This is a genomic window from Shewanella phaeophyticola (assembly GCF_025398315.1).
In the GTDB taxonomy this organism is placed as follows: Bacteria; Pseudomonadota; Gammaproteobacteria; order Enterobacterales; family Shewanellaceae; genus Shewanella; species Shewanella phaeophyticola.
Genome location: NZ_JAODOQ010000001.1, coordinates 4,458,197 through 4,481,135, shown reverse-complemented (window position 1 = coordinate 4,481,135; position 22,939 = coordinate 4,458,197). Strand labels below are relative to the sequence as shown.

Sequence of the window (22,939 nt, the reverse complement as noted above, 5' to 3'; positions counted from 1 at the left end):
ACATTATTTACTTGGCTATCAAGATTTAGATAAAAAATGAAAGCACTCAGTCAAAATATCGCATTGTCAATCACGGTTAATAATCCATCCGTTATGGCCGACATTAAAAATTGATATACCCAATACAGCTAATTCAGAAACAGTATGCTCATTAAAATAGCTATATCGATAGCATCGCAATTTGTATATTGGTTCCCAGCGTTAAAATAAGAATATCCCCACGAAAGATTGCTATACATTTGATAAATATCATCAAGTGGTAAATACCCTCGACTGTGTTTAACAGCCCCCAACAAACATTTATCTTCCTAGAAAGGTATATTTTAAAAGAATACTCCGCCAGAAAGGTATTTAGCAAGTAAAATTGGACTGATTAAGGCTGTCTTTTACAAAAATTTATTGAGTTAATGTAGAGTGATTTTCGTACACTTTTTGATAACATTTTGCTCCATCATGAGAGTGGTGAGATTCAGCATGGGATAGTGAAGGGAAAGTTGAACGGTTAGAGGCTTTCAAAACAGATGTTTCGTTAGGTTATACCATTGTTATACAAGGTAAAATAAAGATCGCTGTTATTCCCTAAGCAATCTAGACACGATAAAAACCATAATACAGTAACGAGCAACAATAAACGCATACAGAAGGATTTAACCAATAAATGATAACTAGCGGCTTTAGATTGAAGCGCTGTAACAATGATGTTAATTTTAAAAGCTATATAGTTAATTAAAGCTGTATAGTTAATTAAAGCTGTATAGTTAATTGATGTCGTTCAGTAAGGATGGATGCTCATGGCAAAAAAGAGTGATATACCAACCCATCATTACGATGAAGCCATTCATTACATTAAGCATCCAGATGAGACCTCGCATCTGTCACTCGATCCCCAAATGCCTTTCGTACTGGCTAAATTTGAGTTAATGCAAGACATAGCTCAAGCAAACTATCCCCATCGCCACAATTGCTATCAAGTGTTATACATTTCAGAAGGCGCAGGAACCCATACCATTGATTTTGTTCCCTACCCTGTTGCGGCGCCCACTCTGTTTTTTTTATCAAAAGAACAAGTGCATTACTGGCAACTCAGCCAACCATTAAAAGGCTATATTTTACTGATCCCGGAGGAGTTCTTAGGCTTTCCATCATCAAAGGTCGTCAGAACACATGACTTTTCTGTGTTTAATTATGTTGGAGATAGCCCACACTTACCGCTCGATAAAGAGCACTTCACAATGATTAATGGGCTTTTTGAGGCAATAGCTGATGAGTTTTACCGTGACAAGGACAGAAGTATTTCGGTTTTAAGGGCTTATTTACATATTTTGCTCACAAAACTTCACCGCCTATATATGATTGAACATCCCAGCGAATGTTCTGCGATTTTGTCACCTTTAGTACGACAATTTAAGCAATTAGTCTCTGAACACTTTACTCAAGAGCACTCAGTACAAGACTACGCCAAAAGAATTGGCGTCAGCACCAGTCACCTCAAAGACACCGTTAAAGCCGTCACGGGATCAGCCCCAGGCACGATGATCAGAGAAAAGCTGATCTTAGAAGCCAAACGCTCACTCGTGCATAGCGATGCCACAGTGGCAGAAATTGGTTACAGCTTAAACTTTGAAGATGCATCCTATTTTGGACGTTTCTTTAAACGAGAAACAGGCATAAGCCCAATAGCATTTCGCCAGCAATATCAACAAAAGCACCCAACCACCGCTAAGTAACCCTAGGGTCTGTTGATCTTTCAAGGTTGTTTTTGCAGCGAATTGTTGGTCTTTACTCACATATATAACTGCGCGGCAGAGACTTTGAGGTGTAGTTATTCTACATAAAAAGTCGATAACGCAGTAAAAATGGCCAACAGACCCTAGCAATCGTTAATAATAGCGACCTGCGAAAAGTGCCATTATCCCCGCGTTGAGTGTCTTAACAAGTTAAGACATTAAGTCGAAAATATATTCCAAGCGACAACAATTTTTACCTAACAGATAGTACTGAGAGGAATATATATCATGACAAAGTTAACAAGACGATTTTCAACAAACATACACCACATATTATGTGCGTGGTTAATGTCAGCCCTGTGCATTTTCAGTGGGCTTGCAAGTGCAGCGCAAAGCACTTTTGACGTTGAAGCAGTAAAAGCTAAATACAGTATCCGAGACTATGTTTATACTCCACTACCCGAACGTGGATACAATTATTTTAAGATTGCAGAGAACGCATACTTCGTCCATGACGATTTTGAAAATATGGTGTTTTTTGTCACTGACGATGGCGTCGTAGTTTACGATGCAAAGCCAGATGTTACCCCTTATTTACTTGAAGTCGTTAAAGAAGTGACAGACAAACCTATCACCCATGTTATCTATTCGCATCATCATCGCGACCATGCAGAAGGCATGTACTTATTTCCTGAATCAGCAATCAAAATATCTAATGATGAAACCGCTCGATTTCTCAAAAGAGCAAATGATCCCAAACGCCCAATGCCAGATATTGTTTGGAAAGACAGTTACGTTTTAGAAACCGGTGGCTTACGCCTTGAGTTTAATGACTTACCTGAAAACTGGCATTCACAGTCAGACAGCATAGGGTATGCACCACAACAGAAAATTTTATTGGCAACCGATACTTTCCATCCAGATGCCGCACCCTGGATCCATTTCGGTGAAGCGACTAACCCAATGTTTGCTTTCCAGTTGCCACAAATATTACTCGACACCTATGACTTTAACTTTATGGTCACTGGCCATGAACGAATTGTCGCAACGAGAGCGCATTTGGAGCTATACAACGAATTAGTACAAGACATGAAAAACATTGTATTTGAAGTGGCTCAATCACCAGCATTCCATGCGCTAATGAAAGAAACTGAAAGTCGTTATGCTGACGGTGCTAAACATTGGGAATACAAGGAAATGATTACTAATGGCGCCAAAATGTCAGCCGCTAAATTCATTGACCGTTGGGCTGGTCGTGTTCGCAATGTTAATCTGAATATGGAAGAAAATTTTCAAATGATGTTTATGCAATTGATGATTTTAAATCCATAAATAGCCAGTTTGTTTACACTGACATTAATGCACTTTTGCTCAGTTAACACTTTGGGGTTAACTGAGCATACCATAATGAGATAGGCATTTTGGGAGTGGCATAAATACCTAGGGTCTGTTGATCTTTCAAGATTATTTTTGCAGCGAATTGTTGGACATTTGTGCAAGGCAGAGACTTTGAGGTGTAGTTATTCTACATAAAAAGTCGATAACGCAGTAAAAATGGCCAACAAACGCTGCCCGAAGGGTTCGGCTAAAAACGTTTTACTCTTTGTTAAATGGATTTTGCTTAGATTGCTAGGCATCAATCCATTCGCCTCGATTAAAACGTTTTTAACTCGAACAAAATTCAAACAGCAAAGATCAACAGACCCTAGTTTTATATCGGATAGTTTTCGTGAAATCGTATTCGCGGCAACCAAGCAACAGCCAGAGAGACTGATTTCGTCGTTACAAATCAGTATCTATAGTGCGGTATTGCTAAAATCTATGCCGCATTTCATGAGTGGCTTAAGCCTTTGCTCAATATGACACGATTTTCTCACTCATGATTCAACATCAAGTAAAGATATCACCCACTTGTGCAGCGGGTCGTCGTGGTAATGCGGATGCCAAGCGGCAATAACATCAACACTCTCTGGCGATTGCTCAAGCTCAAGGGTAACTACATCTAATCCTTTCATCGCTCAAGAGGGTAAAAAAGCAATTGAGTAGGTTGTTTCAGGGTACATAGGCACCATCGAAAAACAGAGAGCAGACACGACAACGTTACGTTGCAAGCCAAATTGCGCAAATCAGTCATCAATAGAGCCTTTAAAATTGAAGTCGAGACGGTGAGGCAATGATGGTAGGATATTGATGATACTTTGTTTAACTGTTCACATGCATAAAGGTTCACCGAATACACCGCATAATAACTCGGTACGAAATGCTCCATTATCGAGCATTCACACATTCAGGTTAGGCAAAGTAACACAACGGCTCACACACAAAAATGATAGTGAGACAGCAAGTTTATTTGTGATAGCTTGCAGTGTTTGAGTGATAGTTAATCTTGATGGCTATGCCGCTGTGGCTAAGCAATCATTACAGATACAATTGATTTCGAGCTGCGGGCTCACTAATTGAAAACCTGCTTGTTCCACGCTCTGATTAAGTTCATTAATCGTTGATTTATTAACGATAATTTCCTTTACCGCATTACACACACTACAAATTAAAAACTGTGGCACGCCATGCTCATGCTTACAGGTGATGTGCGAGCAAGCAATAAACTTATTAGCCAATTTAAGCTTATGGACTAAGTGTTCTGCTTCTAAAAAATCGAGGATTCGATACACCGACATCGCCGGGATTTTTTCGCCATTTTCTTTGACAAACAAATCAATTAAATCGTACGCAGACAACGCCTTATTTGTCTGAGCAAGCAAAGATAAAACTTGTTTTCGCTTTGTGGTTAAGCGTGAACCATGGCTTTTACAATTTTGTTCAGCATATTCAATAATAGTGTCGATGTTATTCATTGCGTTATCTCAAACTAATCATGTTTTTATCGCTCAGCGTCACCGCACCTTGTTGAGTATCGGTAATCCACATAGAGCTTATCTGGTGAATACGAGGAAAAAGTGCAAATACTGTAACAGTAATGCTCGAAAGCTCAGACATTTTTTCACAATTAAACCGATAATACGCTGTCACATCACTATGTAATTGTTGGGCAGTATGTTCATCTACGTGGCCTTCGATGGCATCATGGTCATCTGGGTGCTCAACACTCATTGCATCCACAGTGTGAGACACAAATTGACAAGCACCACCATTAAGCACAAACAAATCATCCACCAAGTCAACTGTCGGTGTCGTTAATGTGACCTCGACAGTGCTGTTATCAACCGCAATGGTCATTATTCCGGCAATGTTTTTGAGCCGGGATCCTAGTGTTTGTTTTTGTACTTGAGTACTTATGCCTACTCACGTATTCATATGTAAAAAGTCTTCAACGACCTCAAGTTCAGAGTTGAGTTTGGACATTGCAAGCTAGATGTAACTCATTAATGGACATAAACGATTTGTGTAATCTTTTGTTTATAATTACTTTTTCTAAAAGTTTATCTGACCCGATTAAATTTCTTATACTGTAGTAGCTGACTTATCTCTTAATATAATCAATTTGCATTAAACATTATTAAATTGGGGTTGTTAATGCACATCCATAAACAGAAGAAAAATTAAATCCACTTGTGCTACACCAATCTATTGTTTGATAAGATTCTGAGTATGATTTTATCTCACAATAACCTAGTGCCTTCGCTTTACCATGATATCGATTAGCAGCTGTTTTTTCATAAGTGACATTTTGAATTTGCATCAATCGTGAGCTAGTTCGATCAAAAAGCTTAGCACAATGACTTTTAAGTCTGTTCGGGGCTATGAAATCATTGAGTCGTTGCCTAAGTTTTTGCTTCGTCGGCTCATCACTTCCCCAATCACTATTTACCTCAATCGTAAATGCCACATATTTTGTACGAGTGTCATTTTCTATTGCTTGATTTGGAGTAACGACCACATCATGAGAGCTAGTTTCTGTTTGATTAATGCTGTAGTTCTTGGATGCTATCTCTTTTTGACGCTGTTGCAGTGCAATCATTTGACTTGCTGCTAATGCTTCATTTTCTTTGATTCTTTGTGCTCGATCACTAGCAAACTGAGCATTATCTCGACGGACTTTTTCTTTGTTAGCACGTACTTGTTCAGAATAAGCTTGTTGATCTGCATTTAATTGTCTTTGTTGAGCAAGCATCTCCTCTTTAGCTTGAGATACCTCTTTTAACCCTTTTTTTAATTCGCTATTAAGTGTTGTGGCGAATATCTCAAAGGAACTTTTCTTAGGGTTTTGTATATCGTAGGCTCGTTGTTCTAATGCTTTTTGCTTTTGAGTTAAACGCTCTTCCTGCTCCCATACTTGTCGATCATATTCAGCTTTTATTTGTGCTTCTCTTTTTTTATTTTCAGTAATCATATATGCCTGAACACTCGCGCTATATTGCTCAAAAGCAGTTTTTCCTGTCTGGTTCTTATAATTAGCATTTACACCATGAGCAAAAAGTAAAGCCTCTATCTTTTTCTCATTTTCATTAAGCGGCCTTCCATTTTTAGGGTACACAAATGATAAGGGATATTCTCCCTTATCATTAACATGATTAACATTAGCTCCAGCTTTCACTAATAATATGGCTGCTTTAATATCATTATGAGTAAAGGCGATAAGCAGTGGGGTATTTCCTTGATCATCGATAATGTTGTCTAAGGCTACTTTTGACTTAAGCAATCGCTCAGCTACCTCATGATGTCCTTGTTTTATAGCAATAGTTAACGGAGAACCTGTATTAACGTCGCAATTTAATGATACTAATAAATCAACCATTTCTAACTGATTGTAATAGACAGCATAAGCTAAAGGGGTATGACCATTTTTTGTCGTTGTGTTAATGTCAGCACCTGAAGATATTAAGTATTTAACGATGTTGACATGGCCATTTTCTGCTGCTGCATGCAATGGAAGTAAACTTTTACCTTTACTTATATCAGCGCCTGATTCCACTAACAATTTTACAGCTTCAAAGTTTCCGAAGTTCGCAGATTGAAATAAAGGTGTATGTTCAGCTGTATTGACAGCATTGACATTAGCTCCAGCCTCAATCAATGATCTTATAATCATAATTTGATTTGTTATGGTTTTCTTCGTTGTATCTTGTGTTTCAAGCGTTGCTGAGTGTAAAGGGGTAATATCGTTACTGCCTTTCGAATTAACATCGGCACCATATGATATCAACATTTCAACAAGATCAGGATTGTTACGTGCAATCGCATAAGTTATGGGGGATGTTAAATTGGGCATTGGTTGATTAACATCTGCGCCCGAGACTAGTAATAGATTAACGATTTCATCATAGCCAAGCATTATCGCGGAGAATAGTGCCGTAACCCCATCAACATTGACTGTCTCAATGTTCGTTCCAGAAGAGATAAGCAATGATGAAAGTTCAAGATTATTGTGTCTTACAGAGTAATGTAGTGGTGTAAGATCCTGTTTATTTTGAACATTAGCCTGTGCACCGTTTTGTAGTAAATATTTGACTACTCTAGTATCGTTATTACTTACCGCTGTCAATAAAGCAGTATTACCGAGAGGGTCGGTTTGATTTATATTTACCCCATTTTTTACTAATTCTTCCATTTGTTCATAATCAGTTTTTACAATTGCAGCATTAAGTGGCGGTGTACCATTTAATTCACTTGGGGAATAAGGGTCGTAGCGCATCCTTGCAAAAAAACAAAAAAAATATAAAAAAGAAATAGATTAATTATTTTCATTTTAAGCCAGCCTATCATTCATATATGTAAAATGAGTATGATGGACTTGGCGATTTGATAATATCGCAAAAACAGCCCTGATAATAAAACCCTACAATATTTTAAGCTTTAAGTAAATTTTGACTAGCGAATATAATCAAATTTTTTATTACTGTTTAAACTATATCTATTCTTTAACTTACTAGTTTTTGTATTTTCGGTTGAAGTCTGCACCCTAGCTCGAAAATATTGCAACATGTGTAAATAGGTAAGATGGCTTTATCAGGGATTAGTCTCACTGAGGTTTAATATTCGTGTAATTGGATACACAATCAATATCAACAACACACAGAATAATGTGTTGTAAACAACACCTTCAGCAGGCGCTTTAGAAATAGGTTCATAGAAAAAAAGTGCGATACAAAATGAAAATATTGAAAAGCCGATCTTTCGCGGAACATGACAGATGTCGAATTCAGTTAAGATAAGTTTAAACCAAGGAAAACCACAAACAATAGATATTGAGACAATTGGTAAGATTGTCGTACTCCAATTTTCAATTATTTGTCCTACTACGAGTTGACTCGTACTGGAGTTTGAAAATAGTGCTAGCACTACTACCGAGGTTGTAGCGACCCAAGACAAAAATAAAAATATATTGACTAATTTTACATATATATCTGGTAGCTCATTTTTCATCGAATCCCTCGTAAAGCTACAAAAAACCAAACTAGAGTTAAACATTTTTAATCCATGAATCAATAATATATAAAACAAAATGTCATTGGATGGGTTAAATTTGTCAAACTATGGCTGCATTATGTCAATATATGGGTTCAGCGACAATTTGTTAATGCCAACTTACCACTATTTCATCGCGGCTTTCACGTACACATCAAAGCGATTTTTCTTGGTGGCGATAACCATACTGGGTTTTACCCCATCGAGATCTTCAGCGTAGTCTGGGCGTTTTACCACCACCCGTTTGCTGGCTAGCGCCATTGCGGGCGCTAATAAGCCGTCGGCGTCTAAGTCGGCACCCACTAAGGTTTGAAATACGCGCATTTCTTTTTTAACTAAGGCTGACTTTTCGCGATGTGGGTACATTGGGTCTAAATACACTACGTCTATTTCAGTACCAGAGGATTGCGCAGCATCTGCTAGTGCATTAAGGCTTGAGCCATGAAACAGACTCATCAAATCCTGCATCCACTCGCCAATTTCCGCGTCTTCGTAGGCGCGACGTAGGCCGTCTTCTAATAGCGCAGCAACCACAGGATGGCGCTCAACCATAATGACTTTGCAGCCTAGGCTTGCCAATACAAATGCATCGCGGCCTAACCCTGCTGTGCCATCGACAACCGTTGGCGTTACGCCTTGTTTTAACCCGACCGCTTTGGCGATAGACTGCCCGCGCCCGCCACCAAACTTGCGACGATGCGCCACAACACCAGACACAAAATCAACATTAATACCATCTAATTTCGGCTCGTCACGCTTATGCAGGCTCAAACAATTTTGCTCAAAACGCAATTCAAACGCAGCGTCTTTGTCCCACACTAATTGCCAGCGGCTGGCGATATCAACCAATGTTGGGTACTGCTGATTAAAGAAGATCGGTGTCTGTAACAAGATAAATACCATGCCAATGTAAGAAACAACGCCATTATGCCAAAAGCCATCAACAGTGAATACCTATACCTCACGCCTGAGAAAACTTATAATGATGCTATTACACAGTTTTTACTGTTCATTTAGTTAATGGAAATACCCATGCTTAGTTATCGCCACGGTTACCATGCTGGCAATTATGCCGATGTGCTTAAACATTCAATGCTTATACAAGCATTAAAAGCCATGCAGAAAAAAGCAAAACCATACGTGTATATCGACACTCATGCAGGGGCTGGGGCGTATTCATTAACCGATGAGTACTCGCAAAAAACCGGTGAGTATTTAGATGGCGTAGCCAAACTGTGGCAACATGAAAACCTCCCAGTAGCCTTAGCTGATTATGTTGAAGCGGTACACCACTTTAATGCCGAATATGACGGTGAGCTGAGGGTTTACCCTGGCTCACCAGCGTTTGTTGATGTAGAGCTACGCCCACAAGATCGCATGGTATTACACGAGCTGCATTCAACCGACCATGAGTTACTTGAAAGTTACTTTATTCAAGACAAGCAAGTAAAAGTACTCAACAGTGATGGTTTACAAGGGTTAATTGCCGCGGTGCCGCCATTAGAGCGCCGTGGAGTGATTTTAATTGACCCAAGTTATGAAATTAAAACCGATTATATTGATGTAGCAGAGACTCTGATTAAAGCCCACAAGCGCTTTGCTACAGGGATTTTTATGCTGTGGTATCCAGTGGTAAAACGTGAGCAAACTGAAGCCATGCTGACACTGCTTAAAAATAGTGGCATAAAAAAACAACTGCGTATTGAGCAAGCCATTCATGCCGATAGCGATGAATTTGGCATGACCGCCGCTGGCTTATGGGTAATTAATCCGCCGTGGCAAATGGATGTTTTGGCCAAAGAAGCATTAGATTACTTAGCGCCTCTATTAGGCCATGCTGACGGCCACACGACAGTAACATGGGAAGTTGGCGAGTAATCGCATTATCCCCTACAAGGTCATAAAAAAGCCCGGTGCATGTTGATACTCCGGGCTTTTTACTATTCTGTTTATAACGAGCGAATCTGCCTTTATTTAAAAAACGCGCCTGCCGCCCCAGGGAATACCACGGGGCTGACATTGCCATTAGCAGCAACACTTGCTACGCCAAATAAATAATTATCAATCACTAGATTATCTAAAGTAAACCTATCCACCTTGCCCACATAGCGGCTGTGGGTCCACTCTGGTGTGGTGGTTGAGCGCCAATACACTCGATAACCTACCACAGTATCATCAGTGCTTTTTTGCCAACTTAATGTGGTACTGGGTGACACCTGTCCCTCAATACTCACCTTAGTTGGCGGTGCTGGTGCCCATGCCTGTGCGGCTAAACTGATTGCATTTAATGCGGTGAGTTTGGCGGTAAAGTCAAAATCAACACCTTCAATCACATCACCGTAAGCAATGCCGTTTTCAACTCGAATATCTTGATGTTGGCGGTCGTAATGCTCGTTGGTTTCCATAATGCGCACTGCAGGTAAACCAGCCTGATTAAACGGTAAGTGGTGTCCACCACGACCAAATCGGTCAAGGCGATACACTAACATGACGTCGAGATTGGTCATGTACTGGTCGGCCAACGATTTGATTTTACGGGCTAGATTACGTGAGGCAGAATCGTTTTCGCCGCCACTAAAATAACGCGCTTTGGCTTCTTCGGCGGTTTCTGCAAAACGTACGCCTTCCGAAAACACTCGCACACTGCTGTTATTTATTACGCCATTAATGCCGGCAATGTTGCCTATCATGTCGTTATTGAGCACCGCTTGCACTTGCCAACCTTGTGCTTTGGCATAGTCGGCTAAAATATTGCCGCCGTACAGGCTCTGCTCTTCACCCGACAGTGCTGCGTACACTATGGTGCCGTTAAACTGATATTGAGATAACACCCTCGCGGCTTCTAATGCGCCAGCTACACCGGAGGCATTGTCGTTAGCACCTGGCGAAATGGAAGTTGCATCAAGCACGTCGGTGACACGCGAATCAATATCGCCACTCATCATCACCACACGCTTGGGATCTGTTTTACCACGTTGAATGGCAATAACGTTGACCACTTCGGTAGGTTGAGCAATACGCTTACCTTCTACGGTGTTTGCTACCGTTACAACCTCTAAGCAGCCACCACACTCTTTTGAAATCCGCTTAAACTCGGCTTCTATCCAGCGCCTTGCCGCGCCAATGCCTTGGGTGTCGGATTGAGTGTCAGACAAGGTATGGCGAGTGCCAAAATCAACCAAGGTGCGAATATCTTGTTCGATACGCTGCGCTTTTGGCGCGTTAGCAATGTCGTATAAGCGCATGTCTTCTTGTGATGGTGCAACAGCGGTTGCTGGGGTTGCACCCATAGCAGGAACCGTCGCAGCGCCTAGGATTAATAACCCTGCCATGCCCGCTAAACAATAACCACTTTTAGGGCTGAGTTTAACGCGCTTTGGCTGTGCTTTATGGATTAGATATTTCATATAACCTCGATTAACTGGCTAATGCTTTTTGATAGCGTTTGAATAATATTTTTACGCGCTTCACATAGGCCTGAGTTTCAGGGTATGGCGGAATGCCACTGTATTGAGTAACGGTACTTGGAGTCGGCATTGTACGCGGCGCACGCTAAGTCTAAATCACCATTAAATTGGGCTAACAGTTGCGCTAAATAGCGACTGCCACCACGAATATTTTGCTGGGCATTTAAGGGGTTATCAACCCCCATATCACTGGCGGTACCTGGCATTAATTGCATTAAGCCTTTGGCGCCGGCTTTTGAAACCGCACTGGGCTTAAACGCCGATTCGGCATGAATCACCGCTCTAATTAATGCCGGATCTAACTGATATTTGTGCGCTGCTAACGCCACATCGGTGGCAAAGTGCGAGGTAAATAATGGGATTTTATACCAGTCGATAGTGGAGTCTGGACGACAGGCAAAGCATTCATACAAGAGTACTTGGTAATCTTCACCCTGCGGCTGATGATCGCTAAATACCATAATCCCATTAGCTTGCTTGTATTGATACACTCTACGTTTTTCGACGCCTAAGTCACTCACAATACCGTTTTCAGAATATTGCGCTTTAACTCTGGGTTTATTAGGCGTTACAGCAGATTTTTTAAGCGGGTAATCATTGGTTAATGTACGAGGCTTGGATTTATCGCTAACGTAGCTATTATCTAACACAAGTTGATCACTAAGCGACTTAACAGGGTTTAGATTAATAACATTAATAGGCTCAAGCGTTGGCTTGCTCACCGTAGACTGTTGTAGTGACCGTTGTGGTTTTTGCTCTGGCTGTTCTTCAATGTATTTAGCTTTAATTTGTGGCTTAACGACGTCTTCAACCTCTGGGTAAACCACTTGTTTGGCCTCAGCGGTTACCCCAGCCAACACGGTGCTGATAAGCAAGAGCGCCAAACCATTACGCCATGTCATCGGCTTATTCCTGCACTTGGTCAAAAATGGGCATTGGGGCAATGTGGGCAAATTTTGCCACTGCCGACCCAGGAAAAATCTTTACCCCACTGTTTAACTCATCCACGGCTTTACGATAAAAATCTTCGGCGTGAACAAAATCGAGTTCAAGTTGCAAATACTCAGCGAGTTGTTCAGTGCACAGTTTGTCTTTATTCACCGTGGCTAAGAGTGACTCTAGCCCTTGATCAATTTGTTGCCATGCGGCAATCGACACTGACAATGAGCCACCAGCCACATTTGACTCTTCAATGGGTTGGTTCCAATCATGTTGGGGTTGTATGTGTTTTAAGTGGGCAAGTTGCGCTTGTTGTTCGGCAGTTAAAGGATGCTGGTATGACTGTCTTTCGCGACATAGTTCGGTAAACAGGGTTAATCTTCTATCAATTTTTGAGTCGATCACTTTTAGCGCTTCAATAGCCGAAGTGCGTTTTTTGAGTAAACTGGCATACCAAAGATAAGCCAGAATAGTGGCTAAAGTGAGGCTAAGTAACAGCGCCTGCATGGTGACATCCTTTATTATTGTTATTCACTATCATAATCATTATTTAATCAAAAGTTCATCTTTATCGGCGATAACTTCGCTAAAAAATAACCACAAAGGTGCTTAGTTGGCATAAATAGATGTTAGAAATCTGTTTTGATTAATATCTTAATCATAACACAAATTTAATAGAGTACCTGGGTGATATTTACACAGTTAATTTTTTAATCATTAACTTTTTCAATAACCTAAACGCAAAGCTATCAGGGTGTTTTTTAAACACAATTTAAGTTTAGTCTTTATAAAAGAGTCAATTAACTGCCTTTAAAGATCATTTATGCCCAGTTAAATGACTTTTAATCTGATAAGCAGATTATATTGTTACAGGTACAAAAAAGCCCAGCTAGGCTGGGCTTTAAACAATGATCACTTACCGATTAAATCGACTTTCTGTCGTTATCCACTTGCTCATCATCTGCTTCAGTGGCTTTTTCACGTTTATTGAATATACGCTCAACCACCACAAAGAATAACGGCACAAAGAAAATACCTAAGAATGTCGATGACATCATCCCGCCCAGTACAGCAGTACCGATGGCGTTTTGGCTGCCAGAACCAACACCAGAACTAATGGCTAATGGTACTACACCTAAACCAAAGGCCAAGGACGTCATTAAAATTGGGCGTAAACGTACTCTCACCGCATGCAGTGTTGCCTCAATTAAGCCCGCGCCTTTTTCGTAGTATTCTTTAGCAAACTCAACAATCAAGATGGCGTTTTTCGTTGCCAACCCAACCGTAGTTAATAAGCCGACCTGGAAAAATACGTCGTTAGGTAAACCACGTCCATTCATGGCGAGCAATGCACCAATAATACCCAGTGGCACCACAAGAATGACCGATAGCGGCACTGACCAACTCTCGTATAATGCCGCAAGAACCAAGAATACAATCAAGATAGACAAGGCATACAGACTCGGAGCTTGGTTGCCAGACAATCGCTCTTCGTACGACAACCCATTCCATTCTAAACCAAAGCCTGGGGGCAATTGTTTGGCCATTTCTTCTAGCGTATCCATCGCTGCGCCAGTACTGAAGCCTTGCGCGGTAGCACCTTGAATGTTAACCGCTGGCACACCATTAAAACGCTGTAGTTGCGGAGAACCTATTTGCCACTCACCCGAAGAAAACGCTGAAAATGGTACCATCTCACCAAGACTGTTACGCACATACCAAGTGTCTAGGTCGCTTGGCTGCATACGGTATTTTGCTTCACCTTGCACGTAAACCTTTTTAACGCGGCCACGGTCAATAAAATCATTCACATAAGAACCGCCCAACGCCGTTGCCATCACGCTATTCACATTATTAATATCAATGTCTAATGCACGTAGTTTGGCGTGATCGATATTAATATGGTACATGGGCGCATCTTCTTGACCGTTGAGCCTTACCCCCACTAAGTTAGGATTTTGCGACGCCATACCAAGCAACTGATTACGTGCCTCAATCAGCTTGTCGTGACCTTGGCCATTTAAATCTTTTAAGTACACATCAAAGCCGGTAGCGTTACCAAGCTCAATCACCGAAGGGGGGACAAATGCAAACACAAAGGCTTCTTTCATTTGCATAAAGCGCCCCATTGCACGCCCAGCGAGTGATTGCACATCTTCACCAGGCGCCTCTCGGGTAGACCAATCTTTTAAGCTTACAAACGCAAGCCCCATATTTTGACCAGAACCCGCAAAACTAAAGCCCGCTACGGTAAACACAGAATTAACGATGTCTTTTTCCTCTGTGAGGTAATAGTCATTAATATCTTTAAGTACTTTAACGGTACTTTCTTGGGTTGAATTTGTTGGTAAAATAGCCTGGGTAAATAAGATACCTTGGTCTTCGTCGGGCAAAAATGCCGTTGGCATACGCAAGAAGATCCAACCCACTGCAATCACTAAACCAATGTAAATTAACATCACACGGAATGAGCGTTTTAAAATACTGCCAACGCTCGACTCGTAACGTGAGGTCATGGCATCGAATTTACGGTTAAACCAGCCAAAGAAACCTGTGTCAGCATGGGTATGGCCTTTTTTAATCGGCTTTAACATGGTGGCACACAAGGCTGGCGTTAATACGATGGCCACAAACACAGACAATGCCATTGCCGACACAATCGTTATCGAGAATTGGCGATAAATAACCCCGGTAGACCCCGACATAAATGCCATTGGCACAAACACTGCTGATAAGGTCAAACCAATACCCACTAAGGCGCTAGTGATTTGATCCATCGATTTGCGCGTGGCTTCTAGCGGGCTAAGGCTCTCTTCAGACATCACCCGTTCAACGTTTTCGACCACCACAATCGCGTCGTCCACCAGCAAACCAATGGCCAATACCATGGCAAACATGGTTAAGGTATTGATGGTAAAGCCAGATGCCGATAACACAGCAAAGGTGCCAAGCAATACCACTGGCACGGCGATGGTTGGGATTAATGTTGCTCTAAAGTTTTGCAGGAACAAGTACATAATCAAGAAAACCAATACAATGGCTTCAAGCAATGTATGCACAACACCTTCGATTGATTGCTCAACAAATGGCGTAGTGTCGTAGGGATAAACCACTTTAAGCCCTTGCGGGAAAAAGTCTTTCATCTCGTTAATTTTGGCTTTAATGCCTTCAGCAGTATCAAGCGCATTAGCGCCGGTGGCTAAACTAAATGCTAAACCAGAAGCAGGCTTGCCGTTGTAGTACGAATCAACCGCGTAGCTTTCTGCGCCCAATTCAACTTTGGCTACATCTTCAAGATAAACATTAGCTCCCGACGGATCAGATTTAAGGATAATGCGTCTAAATTGTTCAGGGGTTTGTAGTCGGCTTTGAGCCGTAATGGTTGCGTTAAGCTCTTGACCTGCAACTGATGGCGCACCACCTAACTGACCAGCCGATATTTGCGCATTTTGCTCAGTAATTGCTGAGGTAACATCAATGCTGGTTAAGTTGTACTGGGTTAACTTTAGTGGGTCGAGCCATATACGCATCGAATACTGGGCACCAAAGAGTGTAATTTCACCTACACCGGCTACTCGGCTCATGGGGTCTTGAATATTAGCCGCAACATAGTCTGCAATATCACTTTTGCCCATTGAGCCATCTTCAGACACAAAGCCAAGCACCATCAAAAAGCCTGCGGTAGACTTATTCACTGTCACGCCCTGTTGCTGTACCTCAGCAGGTAACAATGGCGTTGCGGCTTGTAATTTGTTTTGCACCTGCACTTGGGCAATATCGGGATCGGCTTCGGCATTAAAGGTTAAGGTAATTGACGCGTTACCAAAGCTGTCACTGGTGGACGAAATATAACGTAAGTGATCAAGCCCGGTCATACGTTGCTCAATCACCTGCGTTACCGTGTCTTCCATGGTTTTGGCAGATGCACCTGGATAATATGCACTGATCACAACCGTTGGCGGTGCAATACTTGGATACTGAGCAATCGGTAAGCCTTTAATAGCCAACACACCTGCAAGCATGATTAATATTGCGATCACCCAGGCAAAAATTGGGCGATCAATAAAAAAGCGAGCCATAATTTTTCCCTATTTTTGTGGTTGGTCAGCCGTTAATACTTGTGGTGAAACCGGTGCGCCAGGGCGGATTTTTTGTAGCCCTTCAACAATTAATTTGTCGCCAGGTGCTAGGCCTTCAACAATACGCCATTGGTTATCGATAACTTCAGCTGTTTTAACTACGCGCATTTCGACGTTGCTGTCTTTATCAACCAACATTGCAACCGCCTCGCCTTTGTTATTACGGGTAATCGCACGTTGTGGCACTAAGATCGCTTGAGGGTCTTGGCCAGCATTGAGCTGTGCACGCACATACATGCCAGGTAATAACGTGCCATCTGGATTTGGAAATTCTGCTCGTAACGTCACTGAGCCCGTGGTCTCGTCTACATTCACTTCTGCAAACTGTAATGTGCCTTCATGCTCATAAGTGCTGCCATCTTCAAGCGTCAAAGACACTTTGGCATTATCACTTTTAAGCAATTGACCAGAGCGTAAATTAGCTTTTAAACGCAGTAATTGCGCACTTGACTGAACAATGTCGACATTGATGGGATCAAGTTGCTGAATAGTCGCAAGCGTTGTTGCTTGATTCGCTGTCACTAACGCACCAGCAGTAACCGATGATTTACCAATTCGACCAGAAATGGGGGCTTTAACCTCGGTGTATTCAAGATTAATATTGGCGGTATTAATAGCAGCTTTAGCCACTGTAACAGCCGCTTGTGCTTCTTTGTAGGCAGCTTCGGTTTCATCAAAATCTTGCTTACTCACCGCATTGGTTTTAACCAGTTGAGCATAACGAGCCGCTTTAGCTTTGGCTGATGCTAATGATGCATTGGCGCTGGCAAGGTCTGCCTGTGCACTAACTAATGCAGCCTTATATGTGGCCGAATCAATTTGATATAGCGACTGCCCTTGCGTCACTTCACTCCCTTCAGTAAAAGCGCGCTTGGTAATTATGCCAGACACTTGTGGGCGCACTTCTGCTTCTAAAAAGGCACGACTCCGACCAGGTAATTCGACTGTAATCGCTTGTGATACTGCTTCAACAGTCATCACGCCTACAGGAGAAGGAGGTTGTTGTTGCTGTTGCGCTTGAGCCGCATCCTCTGCTTTGCCACAAGCGGTAATCCATATTGCCGCAGATATCACCGCGGCGACTTTCAATGCTTTGTGCATGTGTGCTCCTACTCCAATTTGCGTTCAAGATGGTTCCTCCGTTTTGAGGCATTCCATTTGAAAATAGCTAAAAATTAAACTGTTAAATTTTCTGTATTCTTTATCGCATAGGGACAAAATTCAAACAACTCAACCTAATACAATAAATTGTAAACAAATAATAAACTTAGGGTATATATGGATGTTTTGTTAATGCACTGTTGTGTTTAATATCGTAATTAAACACTGCACATTCATTTAACCATAGTTAATTTTGAGCAATAATGTTGACAAAGTCAACATTATTGCTCTGGCAAACCGCCTCTTTACCAACTTAAATTAATGGCTATTCATGACAACCTTATTTAATTCATCTATGTTTTGGTTTTCTGCCATCATAGAGCGCCACCAAGGGTCGCTTGCATGTGGATTAGCTAACATCACCGCTTGACCAAATTGCGGCGTCAACAACGTCACATTATGCTGTTTTGCTAATTGAGAAATACGCTCAAACGGTTCAAACCAGTCGTGCAATGCCAAATCAAACGTGCCATTGTGAATGGGCATCATTGCGTTAGCCTTAACATCAATATGTGCCTGTAAGCTTTGCTCAGGAAGCATGTGAATATCGCTCCACAATTCATTATAGGCGCCTGTTTCAATCATGCTCAGGTCAAACGGACCATAGCGCTCACCAATGTCTTTGAATCCACCAAAATAGCCACTGTCGCCACTATAAAAAACCTTATGCCGTAACCCCTGAATAACCCAACTGACTGCACAATGTGTGGTCGCGATCGAATATGCCGCGACCAGAAAAATGTTGTGCCGGTGTGGCGGTAATATTAAGACCATTTAACTCAACCGATTGCCACCACTCAAGTTCAGTGATCTGAGTAGGATCAACACCCCACATGGTTAAGTGTTCGCCCACTTTTAGTGGCGTAACAAAGTGCTGCACTTTACCTGCAAGTTGTTCAATGGCGGCTTTATCGAGGTGATCATAATGATCATGGCTAATGATGACGGCTTTTATTGTGGGTAAATCTGCAATACTGATTGGCGACTCATGAAAGCGCTTCAGTCCAGCCCATTGCACAGGCGATGCGCGTTCACTAAATACTGGGTCGATTAATACGTACTCGCCATCTAAGCGCATTAATATTGTTGAATGCCCTAAACGATAAACAGCATCTTCACGTGTTTGCGCAAGGATATCTTGTGTTAAGGTGATTAAGGGTACTGCATCAATAGGAGCAGGCGCTTGGCGCTGAGTGTGCCAATAGGCTTTAGCAATTGGCCATAAACTGCTTAACCCTGCTTGATAGGCTTTTTCGCTATTGGTAAATGGCTTACTTTTATTGCCACCAGACCAAATTTTGCTTAGCCAAACAATGGCAATTAACAACAACACACCAATCATAATACCGGTTAATAATTTCATCTTTGCCACTTAACAAGTAAACTATACGGTGTAGTTTAATAATCTACCATTGAAAAGTAAACTGCTCAGTGTAAAATATCTTCATAAACTCGATAAAGTGCTGACCATGACTCAAGAAAAACAAACGCGTAGCCAAATTAAACGTGCGGCCATTATTGAAGCCGCCAGAACAACCTTTAAAGCATTAGGGGTTACTGCAACGAGTATGGACAAATTAGCCGAAGTGGCAGGCGTGTCTAAACGCACGGTTTACAATCACTTTGCTACTAAAGAAGCGCTAGTGATGACATTAATGACCGACTTGTGGAAAAAGGCATTATCACAACCTTCTGAGCCTTATCACCCAAACAAGCCGCTGGCACCGCAATTACAGCAATTAGTGCGCTGTGATATTGAGCATATTCAGTCAGAAGAACACATTGAAGTGTCAAGAATGGTCATTGGTCATTTGTTTTATGCATCTGAAATGCAACAGGAAATAAAAAAGATCATTAAAGAAGAAAACGCAATTTCACGCTGGATTAAAGCAGCCGACAAAGATGGTCGAATCAATGTTGATGATATAGAACAGGCTCAGGATAAAGTGCACAGTTTAATTAAAGGCCAATGTTTTTGGCCATTAATCTTTCAAATGAGCGAGCCGTTAACTGACAAAGAAAAAGACCAACGTGCGGCAGAAATCGTTAAAGTGTTTTTGTGTCGCTATCGAACATGATGGCCACTACAGCCTATTGTCGCCCACACCCAAAGAAATTACCCGGCTGATTTCAGCCAAGCTCTTGCCAGACTCTTGCTGCCACTGATTAAACGCTGCTTGCGTTTGGCGCAGTGCCGTTTGCGAGGTAAAGCCGGCATCCACCACCTTATGCCCCGTTAAATACGCCTGCACATCTTGGCTGAGTAAAAAGGTGTCTTTACCAATGGCACGTAAAAAATATGGCTCGGTATTGCCGCCCAAGCGGGCACCACGCTTTTTAAGCACTTGCCATAATCCGGTAATGTCGTCAGTTGGCCAATGGGCAATAAATTCAGCAAAACTACCATGCTCTGCGCTAATTTGCTGGATCATGTAGGCATTATCCACAATGGCTTGGGTTTTCTTTTGGTGGCGAATAAGCGTGGGGTCGCTAGCGCGTTGTTGAATTTGATCTGGAGATAGCATCAATACTTTCATGGGCTCAAAGTCAAAAAACGCTTTTTCATAAGCGAGCCATTTATTGTCGACCACTCGCCAAACAAAACCACTTTGAAACACCCGCTTGCTGATTACTGACAACAATTGTGCATCAGAATACTCACTGATTTCAGCGGCGCTAAGTGTGTCAGGTAACAGCGACTTCACGATTGCAGTACTCACCTTTACGCTCGCAAGCGCGCGCCCAAATATCACTGAATGTTTCTAATGTCACCGTGTCACTCCTTTTACCTAATCAATCTTAACTTGCTAATACGGCAAAGCCTGGGTGATTGATCTGTATAGATTAATATTGATACCAACAATCAATCCTAGCCTAGTTATGTATTACGCTCTTTTTTGAGCTGTAAAAACTGTTTCCATTTAACGACTTCGGCCGGCAGTTCAGGCATGTCACCGGTGTAACCCGCTGCCGTAATTAAGGTTTCGATAGGCACTTGCTTACCACGACACATAAACACCCCACGCACATGGGCAATACAATGTAAGCCACGTGCGGTCACCATGCGATGCTCAATGTAAAAGTATTTTTCATCCCAACCGACAATTTTGGTTTCGATAGTAAACTTTTCAAACGGTTTAATATCACGGATATAAGTAAACTCGGCAGCATTGACGATAGGCAGCCATTTGTTTTTAAGAAACTGTTTCATCAAACCAATTTCAGCAATCAAATAAGTACGGGCTAAATCCATAAAGGCCGGATAACGCGAATTGGTTAAATGTAAGTTGATGTCGCAATCTAACGGTAAAACCCGATAATTAATTTTACTGGTGCCTAAAAAATCAATACGTTTGCAATGACCTATTCGCCATAAAAACAACAACGCAAAACGAAAATACAGATTCATTTACCACTACTCCTATTGTTAGCGCGACAGGCTAACAAAGGTCATACCAGCGAGCAAGGGCACCAGTGCCATTTAACATGAGTTTTATACAGTACGTTTAGGTCTATTGTTTGTTTTGTTACTTTTTTTGCGACTTATCCCCCTTTTCATCTGTGACTGAACTGATTACCATAGCAACGCGGTTTTATCTTGTTGGTGTTTTAAGCCGTCAACAAGCTGAACAACAGCATTTATCGTTATCGACAAATGCTAAACGCAAACAACATTATTTATAATTCTCAGGGCGGGGCGCAATTCCCCACCGGCGGTAAACTTGAAAAAGTAAGCCCGCGAGCGCTCGATTCGTCGAGGTCAGCAGATCTGGTGACTTAGTATTGCTTAAATGTGATCGCTAATAGTCCAGAGCCGACGGTTATAGTCCGGATGAGAGAGAATGGAGATACATCAATCAGCCCACGGCTTTTTGATGCAATTTGTTTTGGATTTATATCCCTCTTTACAAGCCCTGATTCTGGTCATTTTTAGGAGTACAACCATGAATCAGCTATCACTACTTGCCGAATTTGGCGAACCTATCACACGTGTCGAAAATGCCCTTGCAGCGCTTAGAGAAGGCCGCGGCGTTTTGTTACTCGACGATGAAGATCGCGAAAACGAAGGCGACATTATTTATTCAGTTGAGCACTTAACCACAGCGCAAATGGCATTGATGATCCGCGAATGCAGCGGCATTGTGTGTTTATGTTTAACAGACGATCACGCCAACAAACTTGAATTGCCACCGATGGTTGTTAATAACAATAGTGCCAACCAAACCGCGTTTACGGTGTCGATTGAAGCTAAAGAGGGTGTGACCACGGGCGTTTCAGCCCAAGACCGGGTGACCACCATAAAAACCGCCGCTAACCGCAGTGCTAAAGCATCTGATTTAGCCCGCCCAGGACACGTATTTCCATTACGTGCTCGCGCTGGCGGTGTAATGACTCGTCGTGGCCACACTGAAGGTACGGTTGATTTAATGCAAATGGCCGGCTTAATGCCTGCTGGCGTGTTATGTGAACTCACCAACGAAGACGGCAGCATGGCCAAAGCGCCTGAAATCGTCGCCTTTGGGTTAAAGCACAATATGCCAGTACTCACCATCGAAGACATGGTGATGTACCGCAACCAATATGATTTGAAATTAGCGTAAACAAAACCTAATTCATTTCAAAGCTAGAGGCGCATTGCGCCTCTTTTTTATGTCGATTTTCCGCTCAAATCAAAGCTCAGTAATAAAGGCCTGAGACTGCTGCATTGTGGTTACATCGTCTAGCATGCCCTGATGACCGACATTAGGCACCATAATGAACTGCTTATTAGCAGACTTGCTCGCAGCAAACAGTTTTTCAGCAAGTGCTGGCGGCACTTCTTCATCATCCTCTGCGGCAATCACCAGTAATGTAGCCTTGGTAATCATGGGTAACCACTTTTTGATTATCGATATTACGAAAGTCTTGCGGTATTTCTAAGCTCATAAACGGTGCCATGTACCACGGTGTTTTCTCATCGACCCAATCGTCGGCATTAGTGGCAGAACCCTGTAAAACCAGCGCATCTATCTGATTAACCTCAACTCTGGATAAGAGATGTATTGATAACGATATAAATCAATAGATTGACTAAAATCCA

18 protein-coding genes, 2 pseudogenes and 1 riboswitch are annotated in these 22,939 nt (G+C 42.0%); of the genes and pseudogenes, 5 read left to right on the top strand and 15 right to left on the bottom strand.

The features are described 5' to 3' along the window. Nucleotides 1–791: 791 nt before the first annotated feature. Nucleotides 792–1,727, top strand: coding sequence for a helix-turn-helix domain-containing protein (locus tag N4T56_RS20845; RefSeq protein ID WP_261734536.1), 936 nt, complete (start codon nt 792–794; stop codon nt 1,725–1,727). Nucleotides 1,728–2,015: 288 nt separating this feature from the next. After that, nucleotides 2,016–3,059, top strand: coding sequence for an MBL fold metallo-hydrolase (locus N4T56_RS20840; RefSeq protein ID WP_261734535.1), 1,044 nt, complete (start codon nt 2,016–2,018; stop codon nt 3,057–3,059). 545 nt (nt 3,060–3,604) lie between these two features. Here N4T56_RS20840 and N4T56_RS20830 read toward each other — a convergent pair. The 5 genes from N4T56_RS20830 to N4T56_RS20810 form a co-directional block, all read right to left on the bottom strand. Next, entirely contained in the window at nt 3,605–3,742 is a 138-nt protein-coding gene (locus tag N4T56_RS20830; RefSeq protein WP_261734534.1) for a hypothetical protein, read from the bottom strand. A 378-nt stretch (nt 3,743–4,120) separates the two neighbouring features. Continuing rightward, the gene (locus N4T56_RS20825) at nt 4,121–4,582 is read right to left on the bottom strand and encodes a Fur family transcriptional regulator (RefSeq protein ID WP_261734533.1); all 462 of its coding nucleotides are present in this window, start codon (nt 4,580–4,582) and stop codon (nt 4,121–4,123) included. A gap of 4 nt (nt 4,583–4,586) precedes the next feature. Next, entirely contained in the window at nt 4,587–4,964 is a 378-nt protein-coding gene (locus tag N4T56_RS20820; protein ID WP_261734532.1) for a DUF2796 domain-containing protein, read from the bottom strand. Nucleotides 4,965–5,244: 280 nt separating this feature from the next. Next, on the bottom strand, nt 5,245–7,380 hold the full coding sequence (locus tag N4T56_RS20815; RefSeq protein ID WP_261734531.1) for an ankyrin repeat domain-containing protein: 2,136 nt from the start codon (nt 7,378–7,380) through the stop codon (nt 5,245–5,247). A gap of 899 nt (nt 7,381–8,279) precedes the next feature. After that, nucleotides 8,280–9,056 carry a class I SAM-dependent methyltransferase gene (locus tag N4T56_RS20810; protein WP_261734530.1) on the bottom strand — a complete coding sequence of 259 codons (777 nt, stop codon included), beginning with the start codon at nt 9,054–9,056 and terminating at the stop codon, nt 8,280–8,282. A gap of 129 nt (nt 9,057–9,185) precedes the next feature. Between N4T56_RS20810 and N4T56_RS20805 the strand changes: the two genes are divergently transcribed. After that, entirely contained in the window at nt 9,186–10,031 is an 846-nt protein-coding gene (locus tag N4T56_RS20805) for a 23S rRNA (adenine(2030)-N(6))-methyltransferase RlmJ (RefSeq protein WP_261734529.1), read from the top strand. Nucleotides 10,032–10,123: 92 nt separating this feature from the next. On the opposite strand, the gene N4T56_RS20800 is transcribed toward N4T56_RS20805, so the two are convergent. The 7 genes and pseudogenes from N4T56_RS20800 to N4T56_RS20770 all read right to left on the bottom strand — a co-directional run bounded on the left by N4T56_RS20800 (nt 10,124) and on the right by N4T56_RS20770 (nt 19,222). Then, nucleotides 10,124–11,443 carry a M28 family peptidase gene (locus N4T56_RS20800; RefSeq protein ID WP_261734888.1) on the bottom strand — a complete coding sequence of 440 codons (1,320 nt, stop codon included), beginning with the start codon at nt 11,441–11,443 and terminating at the stop codon, nt 10,124–10,126. A gap of 127 nt (nt 11,444–11,570) precedes the next feature. After that, nucleotides 11,571–12,318, bottom strand: a pseudogene (locus tag N4T56_RS20795) (lytic transglycosylase domain-containing protein). A 208-nt stretch (nt 12,319–12,526) separates the two neighbouring features. Next, nucleotides 12,527–13,066 (bottom strand): hypothetical protein, encoded by a 540-nt coding sequence (locus N4T56_RS20790; RefSeq protein WP_261734528.1) that lies wholly within the window; start codon nt 13,064–13,066, stop codon nt 12,527–12,529. A gap of 416 nt (nt 13,067–13,482) precedes the next feature. Continuing rightward, nucleotides 13,483–16,638 carry an efflux RND transporter permease subunit gene (locus N4T56_RS20785; RefSeq protein ID WP_261734527.1) on the bottom strand — a complete coding sequence of 1,052 codons (3,156 nt, stop codon included), beginning with the start codon at nt 16,636–16,638 and terminating at the stop codon, nt 13,483–13,485. 9 nt (nt 16,639–16,647) lie between these two features. Then, nucleotides 16,648–17,799, bottom strand: a complete 1,152-nt coding sequence (locus N4T56_RS20780) for an efflux RND transporter periplasmic adaptor subunit (RefSeq protein ID WP_261734526.1) — start codon at nt 17,797–17,799, stop codon at nt 16,648–16,650. A gap of 318 nt (nt 17,800–18,117) precedes the next feature. Beyond that, the gene (locus N4T56_RS20775) at nt 18,118–18,633 is read right to left on the bottom strand and encodes an MBL fold metallo-hydrolase (protein WP_261734525.1); all 516 of its coding nucleotides are present in this window, start codon (nt 18,631–18,633) and stop codon (nt 18,118–18,120) included. Continuing rightward, on the bottom strand, nt 18,524–19,222 hold the full coding sequence (locus tag N4T56_RS20770; protein ID WP_261734524.1) for an MBL fold metallo-hydrolase: 699 nt from the start codon (nt 19,220–19,222) through the stop codon (nt 18,524–18,526). The genes N4T56_RS20775 and N4T56_RS20770 overlap by 110 nt, the downstream gene beginning before the upstream one ends. A 106-nt stretch (nt 19,223–19,328) precedes the next feature. Here N4T56_RS20770 and N4T56_RS20765 point away from each other — a divergent pair, with 106 nt between their 5' ends. Further along, entirely contained in the window at nt 19,329–19,937 is a 609-nt protein-coding gene (locus N4T56_RS20765) for a TetR/AcrR family transcriptional regulator (RefSeq protein WP_261734523.1), read from the top strand. Nucleotides 19,938–19,943: 6 nt separating this feature from the next. Here N4T56_RS20765 and N4T56_RS20760 read toward each other — a convergent pair. Together N4T56_RS20760 and N4T56_RS20755 are read right to left on the bottom strand one after the other, a co-directional pair. Next, a pseudogene (locus tag N4T56_RS20760) lies at nt 19,944–20,631 on the bottom strand (DNA-3-methyladenine glycosylase I). Nucleotides 20,632–20,737: 106 nt separating this feature from the next. Further along, nucleotides 20,738–21,268 carry a thioesterase family protein gene (locus N4T56_RS20755; protein WP_261734522.1) on the bottom strand — a complete coding sequence of 177 codons (531 nt, stop codon included), beginning with the start codon at nt 21,266–21,268 and terminating at the stop codon, nt 20,738–20,740. Between the two features lie 270 nt (nt 21,269–21,538). Then, nucleotides 21,539–21,707: riboswitch (FMN riboswitch) on the top strand. Between the two features lie 96 nt (nt 21,708–21,803). Here N4T56_RS20755 and ribB point away from each other — a divergent pair. Then, on the top strand, nt 21,804–22,460 hold the full coding sequence (gene ribB / locus N4T56_RS20750; protein WP_261734521.1) for a 3,4-dihydroxy-2-butanone-4-phosphate synthase: 657 nt from the start codon (nt 21,804–21,806) through the stop codon (nt 22,458–22,460). A 69-nt stretch (nt 22,461–22,529) separates the two neighbouring features. Here ribB and N4T56_RS20745 read toward each other — a convergent pair whose 3' ends face one another. Next, a complete protein-coding gene (locus tag N4T56_RS20745) occupies nt 22,530–22,727 on the bottom strand; it encodes an alpha/beta hydrolase (protein ID WP_261734520.1) in 198 nt (65 codons plus the stop codon). Nucleotides 22,728–22,939 lie beyond the last annotated feature (212 nt).